The 14,956-nt window shown below is 57.1% G+C and carries 12 protein-coding genes; 7 read left to right on the top strand and 5 right to left on the bottom strand.

Annotated features, from left to right (window positions below; all coding sequences use genetic code 11):
• Nucleotides 1–9: 9 nt before the first annotated feature.
• From accB to acuI, 5 genes are all read right to left on the bottom strand, one after another.
• Nucleotides 10–477 carry an acetyl-CoA carboxylase biotin carboxyl carrier protein gene (gene accB, locus FEM41_RS03095; RefSeq protein WP_138094351.1) on the bottom strand — a complete coding sequence of 156 codons (468 nt, stop codon included), beginning with the start codon at nt 475–477 and terminating at the stop codon, nt 10–12.
• Between the two features lie 22 nt (nt 478–499).
• Nucleotides 500–952 carry a type II 3-dehydroquinate dehydratase gene (gene aroQ / locus FEM41_RS03090; protein WP_138094349.1) on the bottom strand — a complete coding sequence of 151 codons (453 nt, stop codon included), beginning with the start codon at nt 950–952 and terminating at the stop codon, nt 500–502.
• Nucleotides 953–1,187: 235 nt separating this feature from the next.
• A complete protein-coding gene (msrQ, locus tag FEM41_RS03085) occupies nt 1,188–1,787 on the bottom strand; it encodes a protein-methionine-sulfoxide reductase heme-binding subunit MsrQ (protein ID WP_138094346.1) in 600 nt (199 codons plus the stop codon).
• Nucleotides 1,788–2,789 carry a protein-methionine-sulfoxide reductase catalytic subunit MsrP gene (gene msrP / locus FEM41_RS03080; protein WP_138094344.1) on the bottom strand — a complete coding sequence of 334 codons (1,002 nt, stop codon included), beginning with the start codon at nt 2,787–2,789 and terminating at the stop codon, nt 1,788–1,790.
• An 80-nt stretch (nt 2,790–2,869) separates the two neighbouring features.
• On the bottom strand, nt 2,870–3,844 hold the full coding sequence (gene acuI, locus FEM41_RS03075; protein WP_138094342.1) for an acrylyl-CoA reductase (NADPH): 975 nt from the start codon (nt 3,842–3,844) through the stop codon (nt 2,870–2,872).
• Between the two features lie 222 nt (nt 3,845–4,066).
• Between acuI and csrD the strand changes: the two genes are divergently transcribed.
• The 7 genes from csrD to yhdP all read left to right on the top strand — a co-directional run bounded on the left by csrD (nt 4,067) and on the right by yhdP (nt 14,889).
• A complete protein-coding gene (csrD, locus tag FEM41_RS03070) occupies nt 4,067–6,007 on the top strand; it encodes an RNase E specificity factor CsrD (RefSeq protein ID WP_138094340.1) in 1,941 nt (646 codons plus the stop codon).
• Nucleotides 6,008–6,316: 309 nt separating this feature from the next.
• Nucleotides 6,317–7,360 (top strand): rod shape-determining protein MreB, encoded by a 1,044-nt coding sequence (mreB, locus tag FEM41_RS03065; RefSeq protein ID WP_000913396.1) that lies wholly within the window; start codon nt 6,317–6,319, stop codon nt 7,358–7,360.
• Nucleotides 7,361–7,418: 58 nt separating this feature from the next.
• Entirely contained in the window at nt 7,419–8,510 is a 1,092-nt protein-coding gene (gene mreC, locus FEM41_RS03060; protein WP_138094338.1) for a rod shape-determining protein MreC, read from the top strand.
• Complete coding sequence (gene mreD / locus FEM41_RS03055) at nt 8,510–8,998, top strand: rod shape-determining protein MreD (protein WP_138094336.1); 489 nt, start codon at nt 8,510–8,512, stop codon at nt 8,996–8,998. Before mreC ends, mreD begins: the two co-directional genes overlap by 1 nt.
• A gap of 9 nt (nt 8,999–9,007) precedes the next feature.
• Nucleotides 9,008–9,601, top strand: a complete 594-nt coding sequence (locus tag FEM41_RS03050) for a Maf family protein (RefSeq protein ID WP_138094334.1) — start codon at nt 9,008–9,010, stop codon at nt 9,599–9,601.
• Entirely contained in the window at nt 9,591–11,060 is a 1,470-nt protein-coding gene (rng, locus tag FEM41_RS03045) for a ribonuclease G (protein WP_138094332.1), read from the top strand. Before FEM41_RS03050 ends, rng begins: the two co-directional genes overlap by 11 nt.
• A 52-nt stretch (nt 11,061–11,112) precedes the next feature.
• Nucleotides 11,113–14,889, top strand: a complete 3,777-nt coding sequence (yhdP, locus tag FEM41_RS03040; protein WP_138094330.1) for an AsmA2 domain-containing protein YhdP — start codon at nt 11,113–11,115, stop codon at nt 14,887–14,889.
• Nucleotides 14,890–14,956 lie beyond the last annotated feature (67 nt).

Genomic DNA, 14,956 nt, shown 5'->3' with positions numbered 1-14,956 from the left:
TTCGCCTCGTTATTCGATGACGACCAGCGGCTCGTCAAATTCTACCGGTTGGCCACTTTCCACCAGAACGGCTTTCACCACGCCAGCTTTATCAGCTTCGATCTGGTTCATCATTTTCATTGCTTCAACGATGCACAGAGTGTCGCCTACATTGACTTTCTGTCCCACTTCCACAAAGGCCTTCGCATCCGGACTCGGGGTGCGATAGAACGTCCCGACCATCGGGGAACGTACGATGTGACCACTGACTTCCGGGCTGGCAGGGGCTTCCATTGCCGGTGTTGCTGCCGGAGCCACCGCGTTGGACAGTGCCGGCTGCGGCTGCTGAGGAACGGCCCATTGCTGCATAACCGGTGCGGGCTGGTTGGCGACGGCGCGGCTGATACGTACAGACTCTTCGCCTTCAGAAATTTCCAGCTCAGCGATGCCTGATTCTTCAACCAGCTCAATCAGTTTTTTAATCTTACGAATATCCATGAGTGGGTTCCGTACTCTTTGTTTAGTTTGTGTATGACAGACGGTTAACCGCCGTCTGGAGTGCATAGGTGTAGCCATCCGCGCCCAGCCCGCAGATAACGCCAGCGGCGATATCGGAAAGATACGAGTGGTGACGGAACGGCTCGCGCGCATGCACGTTGCTCAGGTGAATCTCAATAAATGGGATGCTCACCGCCAGCAAAGCGTCACGCAATGCCACGCTGGTGTGCGTGAATGCGGCCGGATTAATCAGGATATAGTCAACCTGACCTTTAGCCTGATGAATACGGTCGATAAGTTCATGCTCAGCGTTAGACTGCAGGTGATCCAGCGTGACGTTCAGCGCTTCTGCCTGAGTGCGCAGCTGGCTAACAATCTCGGCCAGCGTCTGGCTACCGTATTTCTCCGGTTCGCGCGTGCCGAGCATATTGAGGTTAGGCCCGTTGAGAAGCAAAACCTGAAACTTGTCCGCCATTGTGCTGCCATCTCCTGCAATTTTCGGTGATATTACAAAATATACCTTCGATGCGTGGTTGTCACCCCTGAATGTGTTTAAAAAGCCATCAGAAGCAATCGTGGGGGCACATTATAATGATTTCGTGGCATTTAGCAGCTAAATACTGGTCGTATCAGGGAAGATTATCAACCGCAATCGCCAAAGAATCGCGGTTGATAAAGCATTCTGCGGGGAAGGACACAGAAATGGTGAGCTAGCGCCACCACTGGCGGAATTTGCGATATCGGGTGGCTAAAAGCAGCAATGCCAACAGGGCGTAGATAACCGGTTGGGGTGACAACGTCTTCACGGACCATAGATAGTGGACGGGCGCGAGGATAGCGACCAGATAGACGAAGTTATGCAGTTTTTGCCAACGGGGACCCAGTTTACGCTGCGCTGAACGGGTGGAGGTTATCGCCAGCGCCAACAGTATTAGCCAGCCGATCAGGCCCAACGTCAGATACGGACGACGGATAACTTCCTGCCCCAGTAACACCAGATTGTTAATACCCAGCTCCAGCAGCGCATAGCTGACCAGATGGAACGAGGCCCACGCAAAGCACCACAGACCCAGTAAGCGGCGGGTGCGCATCAGTAGCGGCTGCTTAGCGTAGCGCGCCAGCGGGGCGATGAGCAAGGTCGCCAACAATAATTTCAGAGCTGTCCGCCCGGTAAAGTGTTGAATATCCCGGGCCGGATCGGCGCTGAGGTTGCCCTGAAATCCAGCCCAGAACAGCCATAGCAATGGAGCTAACGCTGCCGCATGCAAAAAAACTTTCAGCCAGGTGATTTGGCCCGCTGTCATACGCACTTAGAAATTCTCCTTAAGGTTAAGCCCACGATATAGCGAGGCGACCTGGTCGGCGTAGCCATTGAACAGCAATGTCGGCTGACGTTCGACCTTGAGAATGCCGCCGGCGCCAATGACGCGCTCGGTGGCCTGGGACCAGCGCGGATGATCCACGTGCGGATTCACGTTGGCGTAAAAGCCATATTCATTCGGGGCCGACAGATTCCATGTGGTGGGCGGTCGTTCACGGGTCAGGCGGATGCGGACGATGGATTTAATCCCTTTGAACCCGTACTTCCAGGGAACGATTAATCTAATCGGCGCGCCGTTCTGCGGCGGTAACGCTTTACCATAAACGCCTACGCTCATCAGCGTCAGCGGATGCATAGCCTCATCCAGACGTAATCCTTCCACGTAGGGATATTTCAGCCCACCGCCGATAAAGCGGTCCTTCTGTCCTGGCATCTGCTCCGGCGCATAGAGGGTCTGAAAGGCGACATATTTTGCATGGCTGGTGGGCTCCACCAGGGCCAGGAGCTTATGCAGTGGGAAGCCGATCCAGGGGATGACCATTGACCAGGCTTCCACGCAGCGCATGCGGTAGATACGCTCGGCAAGCGGGAAACGGGAGGCCAGCGCATCGTGATCCAGAGTGAGCGGTTTGGCCACTTCACCGTCGATGGTAAGCGTCCAGGGATCGGTCGCCATCGCACCTGCGTTGGCGGCCGGGTCAGCTTTATCGAGACCAAATTCATAAAAGTTGTTGTAGCCGGTGACTTTGTTTTCCGGGGTTAGCGGCAGGTCGCTTTGCCACTGCGGCGGTTTGCTGAAGTCCAGCGCTTTGCCTGCGGGAGCGGGGGGACGATCGTTGCCTTTAAACCAGTCGAGCAGGCTGGCCTGTGCTGGAGGCGTAAGCGTGAGCGCGGTAGCGCCAATTCCTAACATCTTCAGAATCTGGCGGCGCTGTAACATAAAGACAGACTCTGCCGTGACATCGGCCTCCGTCAACTTTTTGGTTTTCATTCATGTATCCTCCGTCATGCCTTTTCATCAGCATGACGGAGGCGGATTGCGAATGCGAATATGTCACGAAAAATTGAAGATTAACCGACCTTCACCAGGGTGCGTCCCCGGGCCTGGTTATTGATGATGCGTTCGGCATACTCTACGGCCTGAGCCAGACCGATCTCCGTGGCACTCTGTGCATAAAAGGAAGAAGGAAGATCCCGGGCCAGGCGCTGCCAGGCTTCGTAGCGGCGAGCGGGCGGGGTCATCACTGAGTCAACGCCCTGCAGTCGCACATTGCGCAGAATAAACGGCATTACGGTGGTGGGCAGGGTGAATCCTCCTGCCAGGCCGCAGGCGGCCACGCAACCGCCGTAATGGATCTGAGAAAGCACCTTCGCCAGTACTTCTCCGCCGACGGTGTCGATAGCGCCAGCCCACAGCTGTTTTTCCAGCGGACGCCCGGAGCCGAATTCCGCGCGCGCCAGGATACGCTGAGCGCCAAGGCTGCGCAGATAGTCGTGCGTGGTTTCGCGGCCGGAGACCGCCACAACCTGATAGCCAAGCTGATGAAGCAGGGCCACGGCGGTACTGCCCACGCCGCCGCTGGCGCCGGTAACCAGAATTTCACCGTGATCTGGCGTGATTCCGGCGTCGAGCAGTGCCATAACGCACAGCATTGCGGTGAAGCCTGCGGTGCCGATAATCATCGCCTTACGGCTGTCCAGCCCTTCAGGCATGGGAACCAACCAATCGCCTTTCACCCGGGCTGCGCCGGCAAGACCGCCCCAGTGGCCTTCGCCTACGCCCCAGCCGGTGAGGAGAACGGACTGTCCAACATGGAAGCGGGGATCCTTACTGTGCTGTACCCGACCGGCAAAGTCGATGCCGGGCACCATGGGGAACTGACGCACAATTTTCCCTTTGCCGGTAATCGCCAGCGCATCTTTATAGTTAAGGCTGGAGTAATCCACCTCTACGGTTACGTCGCCTTCGGGCAGGGACGCCGGGTCGAGCGATTCAACAGCGGCATGGGTCTGGCCGTCGCGTTGATTAAGGATAAGAGCCTGCATCGAAATCCTCCGGGTCATTTAAAAATAAGCACCAGCGACTATACTCGCATGACGCCGTAGAGAAGGCGATTTATCGCAATAAAAAGGTGAGGTAAGCTGCCGCATGTCTGATAAAATGGCAGTCTCACACAAGATAGTTAGTACTTACTTATATAATAGAGCCGGAAGCCGCATTGCGAAGCCACAGGCTGCTTCTGTACATCCGACGGAGTTAACACAGGGATGCGCTTAACGACGAAATTTTCCACCTTTATGACCCTGCTGACGGGGCTGGCTATTCTGGTCACCCTGTTGGGGTGTTCGTGGAGTTTTTACCATTCGATTCATGAGCGGGGCGAGCACCGTCTGAACCGAATTGTAGCGCTGGTGGATAACGAACTGCTGGTGCGCCCGCCTGAGCAGCTGGACGATCGCCTTAACGATATGATGGTTCCGCTGGAGATTGTCCGCCTGACGCTGAGTTCGGGCAGCCTTCAGGTGCTGGATCATGAACTTCCGCCCAGCTATCAACCCGCCGGGCAGCATGTGCGCCTGCGCCACCACTCGGTACGGCTGGTGAAGCACCCCAGCCTGGTGCTGCATCTGACCTGGCGCGATCCCGTCGATGATTACTTCCATTCGCTGCTGACCACGACGCCGCTCTCGCTGGCGATTGCCTTTATGGTTATCGTGCTGGTATTTGGCGCCCGTTGGGTGAAACGCCAGTTTTCCGGCCTGGAGCTACTGGAAAGTCGCTCCACCCGAATTCTGAACGGCGAACGGGGAAAAGTAGTGCGTGGTTCGCTGCATGAGTGGCCGCCGCGGACCAGTAGCGCGATGGATGTTCTGCTGAGCGAACTGCACAACGCCGGGGAGCAGCGCAGCCGTGTGGATACGCTGATCCGCTCCTATGCGGCTCAGGATGCGCAGACGGGTCTGAGCAATCGCCTGTTTTTTGAAAATCAGCTCGCCATGTTGCTGGAAGATAATGAACAGGTAGGTACCCACGGCATGGTGATGATGATCCGCGTGCCGGATTTCGAAATTTTGCGCGAAACCTGGGAGCGTCACTCCGTCGATGACTACCTTTATAACCTGATCAATCTGCTGTCGACTTTTGTGATGCGTTACCCCGGCGCGTTGCTGGCGCGCTATTTCCACAACGATTTTGCTGTTCTGCTCCCGCACAGCACCCTGAAAGAAGCGGACGGCATTGCCAGCCAGTTGCTGAAATCGGTGGATGCGATGCCGCCCACCCGTATGCTGGATCCCCTGGATATGGTGCATATTGGTATCTGCGCCTGGCGCGGCGGTCAGAGCGTGGAACAGGTGATGGAGCATGCCGAAGCGGCGGTACGCAATGCCGTGCTCCAGGGCAGCAACAGTTGGGCGGTCTATGATGACAAGCTGCCGGAAAAAGGCCGCGGCAATGTGAAGTGGCGTACTATGCTGGAAGATGCCCTGCGTCGCGGCGGGCCGCGTCTGTATCAGAAACCTTCAGTGCTGCGTAGCGGTGAAGTGCATCACCGGGAAATGGCCGGGCGCATCTTCGACGGCGAGACTGAGGTGACGTCGGCGGAGTATATGCCGGTGGTTCAGCAACTTGGTTTAGCGGAGCAGTATGACCGCCAGATGATCTCCCGCATGATTCCGCTATTGCGTTTCTGGCCGGAAGAGACCCTGGCTTTTCCGGTCACCGTGGAGTCGCTGCTGCGCCGTCCATTTCAACGCTGGCTGCGCGATACTTTGATGCAGTGTGAAAAATCGATAAGAAATCGAATTCTTTTTGAACTTGCTGAGGCAGATGTTTGTCAATACATCAGCCGTTTACAGCCGATCGTCAGGCTGATTAAAGTACTGGGGGCTCGGGTGGCCATTACGCAGGCGGGATTGACCGTGGTAAGTACGACTTATCTCCAGGATTTGGACGCGGAAATTCTCAAACTGTATCCTGGGCTGGTCAGGAATATTGACAAGCGTACTGAAAATCAGTTGTTTGTTGAGAGCCTGGTGGAAGCCTGCAAGGGAACGCGTACCATGGTTTTTGCTACCGGTACGCGAACCCGTGGAGAATGGCAGACGCTGATCGAGAAAGGGGTGAGTGGCGCACAGGGTGAATTCTTTGTCGGTTCAGAGCCTCTTGACAGCAATGTGAAAAAATATTCACGTAGATATCCGGTTTAGCCTGTCGTTTAGCCGGTTTTCACGTAGAATATTGCGCGCTGCATCCATAAGGGGGCCATGGGGTCTGCCGACTGGAACGTCGCAGTGTAATAACACCAGTTTATTTCGCTTTGCTGTAACAGAAAATTGAATAAATAATCAACATCACCCGGGTCAGAACGGGGAAATGTGTCAATCTGTTACGAGTGAAACGAGCTGTACTATTTTTCACCGAGGCAGAACGTTTTTTGCGCCTTGTCGCTGCTTCGAGTGGTTGGTAAAGTAAGCGGATTTTGTTTTCCGCCCCAGCTTTCAGGATTATCCCTTAGTATGTTGAAAAAATTTCGTGGCATGTTTTCCAATGACCTGTCCATTGATCTGGGTACCGCGAATACCCTTATTTATGTTAAAGGACAAGGCATCGTACTGAATGAACCTTCGGTGGTTGCCATTCGCCAGGATCGTGCCGGTTCCCCCAAGAGCGTTGCCGCTGTGGGGCACGACGCTAAACAGATGCTTGGCCGTACACCAGGCAACATCGCCGCCATTCGTCCTATGAAGGATGGTGTTATCGCCGACTTTTTCGTTACCGAAAAAATGCTGCAGCACTTTATTAAGCAGGTGCACAGCAACAGCTTTATGCGCCCCAGCCCGCGTGTGCTGGTGTGCGTTCCGGTTGGCGCTACTCAGGTTGAGCGTCGTGCGATTCGTGAATCCGCTCAGGGCGCAGGTGCCCGTGAAGTTTTCCTGATCGAAGAGCCGATGGCGGCTGCTATTGGTGCCGGTCTGCCGGTTTCTGAAGCTACCGGCTCAATGGTGGTGGATATCGGTGGCGGTACCACTGAAGTGGCCGTTATCTCTCTGAATGGCGTGGTTTACTCCTCTTCCGTGCGTATTGGCGGTGACCGTTTCGATGAAGCGATTATCAACTACGTGCGCCGCAACTATGGGTCTCTTATCGGCGAAGCCACGGCTGAGCGTATCAAGCACGAAATCGGCTCCGCCTATCCGGGCGATGAAGTGCGTGAGATCGAAGTCCGCGGCCGTAACCTGGCCGAAGGGGTTCCGCGTGGCTTTACGTTGAACTCCAATGAAATCCTTGAAGCGCTGCAGGAGCCGTTGACCGGCATCGTCAGCGCGGTGATGGTGGCGCTGGAGCAGTGTCCGCCGGAGCTGGCTTCCGATATCTCTGAGCGCGGTATGGTGCTCACTGGCGGTGGTGCGCTGCTGCGTAACCTCGACCGTTTGCTGATGGAAGAGACGGGTATTCCTGTCGTCGTTGCTGAAGATCCGCTGACCTGTGTCGCCCGTGGCGGCGGCAAAGCGCTGGAGATGATCGACATGCACGGCGGCGACTTGTTCAGCGAAGAATAAGCCGTCGCAAGAGAAGGGGGCTTCGGCCCCCTTCTGATTTCGGGAATACGCATAGCCTATGAAGCCAATTTTTAGCCGTGGCCCGTCACTCCAGATTCGCCTTATCCTGGCGGTAGTGGTGGCGCTCGGTGTGATTATCGCTGACAGTCGGCTTGGTACGTTCAGTCAGATCCGAACGTATATGGACACGGCCGTCAGCCCTTTCTATTTTATTTCTAATGGTCCCCGCGCGCTTCTCGACAGCGTTTCTCAGTCTTTGACCTCCCGTGAACGTCTGGAAATGGAAAACCGGGCACTGCGTCAGGAGCTTCTGTCAAAAAACAGCGAACTGCTGTTGATGGGGCAGTATCGTCAGGAAAACGCCCGTCTGCGTGAGCTGTTAGGATCGCCATTGCGTCAGGATGAGCAGAAGATGGTGACGCAGGTGATCTCTACGGTAAACGATCCGTACAGCGATCAGGTAGTGATCGATAAAGGCACCATGAATGGCGTCTACGAAGGTCAGCCTGTGATCAGCGATAAAGGCGTGGTCGGCCAGGTGGTAGCAGTTGCTAAGATGACCAGCCGGGTATTGTTGATTTGCGACGCGACCCACGCGCTGCCGATCCAGGTGCTGCGTAACGACATCCGCGTTATCGCTGCCGGTAATGGCTGCACCGACGATCTGCAACTGGAGCATCTGCCCGCCAACACCGATATCCGGGTTGGGGATGTGCTGGTGACTTCCGGCCTGGGTGGGCGCTTCCCGGAAGGGTACCCTGTCGGGGTGGTCTCTTCGGTGAAGGTGGATACCCAGCGCGCTTATACCGTGATTCAGGCTCGTCCGACCGCGGGTCTGCAGCGTCTGCGTTACCTGTTGCTGCTGTGGGGCGCCGATCGTAACGGTGTTTCGCCGCTGTCGCCGGAAGATGTGCATCGGGTGGCGAATGAGCGCCTGATGCAGATGATGCCGCAGGTACTGCCATCGCCGATGGGTCCACCGGCACCGCTTCCGGCACCGGCCACCGGCATCCAACCCGCGGTGCCCGGTCAACGTCCGATGCCGGTTCCGCCGCCGGGAGGCGCTAACGGCGTGCCTGCGACCCAGCCCGCGCCTTCTGTGCCGACTCAGCCTGCAACGCCGGTCGCCCCGGCTTCGGGAGGCCGCTAGTGGCCGGATACCGTAGCCAGGGACGCTGGGTTATTGCGCTATCTTTTCTGATAGCGCTGCTGCTGCAGGTGATGCCGTGGCCGGATGAGATTATCGTCTTCCGCCCCAACTGGGTGCTGTTAATCCTTATATACTGGATTCTGGCGCTGCCCCACCGGGTGAACGTGGGGCTTGGCTTTGTACTGGGGGCTATTCTTGACCTGATCAGCGGCTCTACGCTGGGGGTACGGGCACTGGCGCTCAGTATTGTCGCCTATCTGGTGGCGCTTAAGTTTCAACTACTGCGTAACCTGGCGCTTTGGCAACAGGCGCTGGTGGTGATAGTGATGTCGCTGGCAGTGGATGTCATTGTCTTTTGGGCAGAATTTTTAGTGATCAATGTCTCGTTTCGACCGGAAGTGTTCTGGAGCAGCCTGGTCAACGGGATACTCTGGCCGTGGATTTTTCTGCTGATGCGTAAGGTTCGCCAGCAGTTTTCCGTTCAGTAAAGGTTACCTATGACAGAACTCTATCTCGCCTCGGGGTCGCCCCGGCGCCGTGAGCTGCTGACCCAACTGGGCGTCAGCTTTGAACGCATCGTTACCCAGGTGGAAGAGGTGCGCCGTCCTGGCGAAGAGGCGAGGCAATATGTTCTGCGTCTGGCGCGCGATAAAGCGCGCGCCGGCGTTGCTGCGGCTACGCAAAATTTGCCGGTGCTCGGCGCAGATACCATAGTTATCTTAAACGGCGAAGTGCTGGAGAAACCGCGCGATGCAGAGCATGCCAGCGAGATGTTGCGCCAGCTTTCCGGTCAGACCCACCAGGTAATGACCGCCGTTGCGCTGGCGGATTCCCAGGCTATGCTGGACTGTCTGGTGGTGACTGATGTGACCTTCTGTTCACTTTCCGGGCAGGATATCGCCGACTACGTGGCAAGCGGCGAGCCCATGGATAAAGCAGGTGGATACGGTATCCAGGGGGCGGGGGGCCGTTTCGTCAGAAAAATAAACGGCAGTTATTATGCCGTCGTTGGTCTGCCGCTGGTGGAAACACGGGAGTTGCTGAGCAATTTTCACGCCCTGCGTGATGAACGAGGACAACATGACGGCTGAATTACTGGTAAATGTCACTCCGTCGGAGACGCGGGTGGCCTATATTGATGGCGGTATTCTTCAGGAAATTCATATAGAGCGTGAAGCGCGGCGCGGAATCGTAGGGAATATCTACAAAGGTCGCGTCAGCCGGGTACTTCCAGGTATGCAGGCGGCGTTTGTAGATATTGGTCTTGAGAAGGCTGCGTTCCTTCACGCTTCCGACATCATGCCCCACACCGAATGCGTGGCGGGGGATGAACAAAAAAATTTTACGGTACGTGATATCTCCGAACTGGTGCGTCAGGGCCAGGATCTGATGGTCCAGGTGGTCAAGGATCCGCTGGGCACCAAGGGCGCGCGCCTGACTACCGATATTACCCTGCCTTCCCGCTATCTGGTGTTTATGCCGGGAGCATCCCACGTGGGGGTGTCGCAGCGCATTGAAAGCGAAGAAGAACGCGAACGCCTGAAGCAGATCGTCAGCGACTACTGTGACGAGCAGGGGGGCTTTATTATTCGCACCGCAGCGGAAGGAGTCAGTGACAAGGAGCTGGCCTCTGATGCCGCCTACCTGAAGCGGGTGTGGAATAAGGTAATGGAGCGCAAAAAGCGTAACCATACCCGCTGTAAGCTCTACGGCGAACTGGCGCTGGCCCAGCGCGTGCTACGGGACTTTGCGGATGCCGCGCTGGACAGGATCCGCGTAGACTCCCGCATCACCTGGGAACTGCTGATGGAGTTCACTGCCGAATATATCCCCGAGATGACCGATAAGCTGGAACACTATAGCGGTCGCCAGCCGATCTTCGATCTCTTCGATGTGGAAAATGAGATCCAGCGAGCGCTGGATCGTAAGGTGGAGCTGAAATCAGGCGGCTACCTGATCATTGATCAAACCGAAGCGATGACCACCGTCGATATTAATACCGGCGCCTTTGTCGGTCATCGCAATCTGGACGACACCATCTTTAACACCAATATCGAAGCGACTCAGGCCATTGCCCGCCAGCTTCGGCTACGCAACCTGGGCGGCATTATCATCATCGACTTTATCGATATGAGTAGCGATGATCACCGGCGCCGGGTGCTACATTCGCTGGAACAGGCGCTGAGTAAGGATCGGGTAAAAACCAGCATTAACGGCTTCTCACCGCTGGGGCTGGTAGAGATGACCCGCAAGCGTACCCGTGAAAGCCTGGAACACGTGCTGTGCCACGAATGCCCGACCTGCCATGGCCGTGGAACGGTGAAAAGCGTTGAGACCGTGTGCTATGAGATCATGCGTGAAATCGTGCGCGTCTATCATGCCTATGATACCGACCGTTTCCTGGTCTATGCCTCGTCTGCGGTGGCGGAAACGCTAAAGAGCGAAGAGTCTCATGCGCTGGCGGAGGTGGAAATCTTTGTCGGTAAGCAGGTTATCGTGAAAGTTGAACCGCTCTATAACCAGGAGCAGTTCGACGTGGTCATGATGTAGCGCTACGCATTTGCAACAGAGTTCCGCTGCGGCGGCAGACAAGGAGTGAAGGGTGAGGAGACTGCCGGGCATTTTGATGCTCACGGCTGCCACGCTGATTGTAATCATCGCGCTGCTGGTCAGCGGTCTGCGCCTGGCGCTGCCGTATCTGGACAGCTGGCGTCCGGCGCTGTTGGCGAAAATCGAGGCGGTGAGCGGCGTGCCCGTTTCCGCCTCGCAGCTCAATGCCAGCTGGCAAAACTTTGGCCCGACCCTGGAAGCACGGGATATCAAAGTCGGCCTTAAAGACGGCGGTCACCTGGAGGTTCGGCGGGTTACTCTGGCATTAGATGTCTGGCAGAGCCTGCTGCGACTGCGCTGGCAGTTCCGCAATCTCACCTTCTGGCAACTGCATATTCGCACCAATACCCCGTTAAGCCGGGGGGACGGCGATAATGTTAAAACCGATAACCTGAACGATCTGTTCCTGAACCAGTTCGATCATTTCGATCTGCGCGACAGTAGCGTCAGTTTTCTGACCCCTTCCGGCGAGCGCGCTGAACTGGCTATCCCCCAACTGACCTGGCTTAACACCCGTAACCGCCACCGTGCGGAAGGCCAGATAAGTCTGTCGAGCTTTAACAATCAGCACGGCATTGTGCAGGTGCGTATGGATCTGCGTGATGAAGAGGGGCTGCTGGATAACGGGACCGTTTGGCTGCAGGCGGACAATGTCGATGTGAAGCCGTGGCTCAGCCGTTGGATGAATCAGAAAGTGGCGCTGACCGATGCGCGCTTTAGCCTGGAGGGCTGGATGCGTCTTGATGGCGGCGAGGTCAGCGGCGGCGATGTCCGACTGAAGCAGGGGGGGGCCTCCTGGCCGGGAGAGAGCGGCACTCATCGTCTGACAGTGGACAATCTGACTGCCCATATCAGTCAGGTGGATGGCGGCTGGCAGTTGGCGATCCCTGATACCCGCATCGCGATTGACGATCGACACTGGCCGAAAGGCGAACTGGCGCTGGCCTGGCTGCCGAAAACCGCGCAGCGCGATGAAGAGGTACGGATCCGGGCGGACAACCTGGCACTGGCTTCTGTCAGACCGCTGTTGTCAATCGCTGATAAATTTACCCCGCAGGCCAGCGACATCTGGCGCCAGATGCAGCCGCAGGGCATGTTTGAAAAACTGGCGCTGGATATCCCCGTCCAGCATATGGAAAAGACCCGTTTACAGGGACGCTGGCGCGATCTGTCCTGGAAACAGTGGAAGCTGATTCCCGGGGCGCAGAACGTGGAAGGCAGCGTTACCGGCAGCCTGGAAAATGGTCGGCTTATCGTTGGGCTGCATGACGCGATTATGCCTTATGAAGGCGTGTTTCGGGCGCCGCTGGAGGTGAGCCGCGGCAGCGCGACCATGGACTGGCGTCATGATGAACAGGGCTTCAGCCTGCGGGGGAGCGGCATTGATGTGCAGGCCAACTCCCTGTGGGCGAATGGCGACTTCCGCTACAGTCAACCCAAAGGCGACGATCCCTGGCTGGGGATTGTCGCCGGAATTCGCACCCCCGATGGCGGGCAGGCCTGGCGCTACTTCCCGGAAAACCTGATGGGCAAACATCTGGTCGACTACCTGAGCGGTGCGATTCAGGGCGGTCAGGTTGATAATGCCACCCTGGTCTATGGCGGTAATCCCCATCTGTTCCCCTATGAACATAACGAGGGGCAGTTTGAGGTGCTGGTGCCGTTGCGTAACGCCACTTTCGCCTTCCAGCCGGGCTGGCCAGCTCTGGAAAATCTCGATATCGAGCTCGACTTCCTTAACGACGGGCTGTGGATGAAGACCCCGAAGGTGGCGCTTGGCGGGGTGACGGCGACTAACCTGAAAGCGGCCATTCCCGACTATGCCCGCGAAAAACTGCTGATCGATGCGGATATCAACGGCCCCGGTAGCGCCGTGGGGCCTTATTTTAAAGAGACGCCGCTGCATGATTCCCTGGGGGCGACTCTTGACGAACTCCAGCTTAGCGGCGATGTGAATGCACGCTTACATCTCGATATCCCGTTGGATGGCGAGATGGTCACAGCCAAAGGCGACGTGCGCCTGAACAATAACGCCCTGTTTGTGAAGCCCATCGACAGCACGCTGGAAGGATTGAGCGGCAGCTTCAGCTTCGAGAACGGCAACCTGAATAGTGGTCCGCTGAACGCGCGCTGGTTTAATCAGCCCCTGAATCTGGATTTCTCCACCCATCAGGGCGAAAACAGCTACCAGGTGGGCGTCAATATGCAGGGGAACTGGCGGCCTGCGGAGACGGGCGTACTGCCGCCGCAGGTGAATAGCGCGCTGTCCGGCACCTTCCCCTGGCACGGTAAAGTGGATATTCAGCTGCCGTACCGTGGCGATGCCAGTTACAAGGTGGATTTAAACGGCGATCTGAAAGGAGTGAGCAGTCGCTTACCTGCGCCAATGGATAAGCCTGCTGGTGAAGCGCTGCCTGTAGCAGTCAGTGCTAAAGGCGATCTGCGTCACTTTGACCTGACCGGTAGCCTGGGTCGCAACGGCCATTTCAATAGCCGCTGGTTGCTGAATAAGAAGCTGGAACTCGATCGTGCCGTGTGGGTCTCCGACAGTAAAACTCTGCCGCCGCTACCGGCTCAGCCCGGCGCGGAGCTGAACCTGCCCGCGCTGGACGGCGCCGAGTGGCTGGCGCTGTTCCGTCAGGGGGCGGCGCAGGAGGTCAGCAGTAAAATGCAGTGGCCTCAGGCGGTGACCCTGCGCACACCAGCATTGATGATGGGGGGCCAGCGCTGGAACAACCTGAGCCTGACTTCAGCGCCGGTCTCCGGCGGTACCCGGATTAACGTCAGCGGGCGTGAAATCAACGGAACCCTGACGATGCATGATAATGCGCCCTGGGAAGCAGCGATTAAGTACCTCTACTATAACCCGGGGCAGATGCAGAGCGGGCAGTCGGGGGCCAGTGGCATACCGGAAACGGTATCCGCTATCGATTTTAACGGCTGGCCGGATCTTAACCTGCGCTGTGCTGAATGCTGGCTGTGGGGACAGAAGTACGGCCGTATTGACGCTGATGTCGCGATTCGCGGCAATACCCTGAAGCTGAACAAGGGTCTGGTCGATACCGGCTTCGCCAGCCTGACCGCCAACGGTGAGTGGGTGAATAACCCCGCCGCGCCGCGGACCTCCCTGAAGGGCAAGCTGAAAGGCAAGCAGTTGGATGCCGCCGCCGGCTTCTTCGGTGTAAAGACCCCGGTTCAGGGCTCTTCGTTTGATCTGGATTACGATTTGCACTGGCGTAAGGCGCCCTGGCAGCCCGATGAAGCGACGCTGAACGGGATTATTCATGCCCGGCTGGGCAAGGGGCAGATCGCCGATCTGGGGACTGGTCACGCGGGGCAATTACTACGTCTGTTGAGCTTCGACGCACTGCTGCGCAAGCTGCGCTTCGACTTCAGTGATACCTTTGGCGATGGTTTCTATTTTGACTCCATTCGCAGCACCGCCTGGATTAAAGACGGCATTCTGCATACTGACGATACGCTGGTGGATGGTCTGGAAGCGGATATCGCCATGAAAGGTTCGGTCGACCTGGTACGTCGCCGCCTGGATATGGAAGCGGTGGTGGCGCCTGAGATTTCCGCCACTGTCGGCGTGGCTGCCGCCTTTGCGGTTAACCCCATCGTCGGCGCTGCGGTGTTTGCCGCCAGCCAGGTGCTGAGTCCGCTGTGGAACAAGATCTCGGTGCTGCGCTACCGGATCTCCGGGCCGGTAGCGCAGCCGCAAATTAATGAGGTGCTGCGCCAGCCGCGGACCAGCCCGGCCCAATGATTTGACGCGAGCCGGGAATTGCCTCAAGCTCACCTGATAAACCCTGAGCCCTGTGACGGGGCAACAA

The organism is Jejubacter calystegiae (genome assembly GCF_005671395.1).
Lineage (GTDB): Bacteria > Pseudomonadota > Gammaproteobacteria > Enterobacterales > Enterobacteriaceae > Jejubacter > Jejubacter calystegiae.
This window is presented reverse-complemented; position numbering and strand designations above follow the sequence as displayed.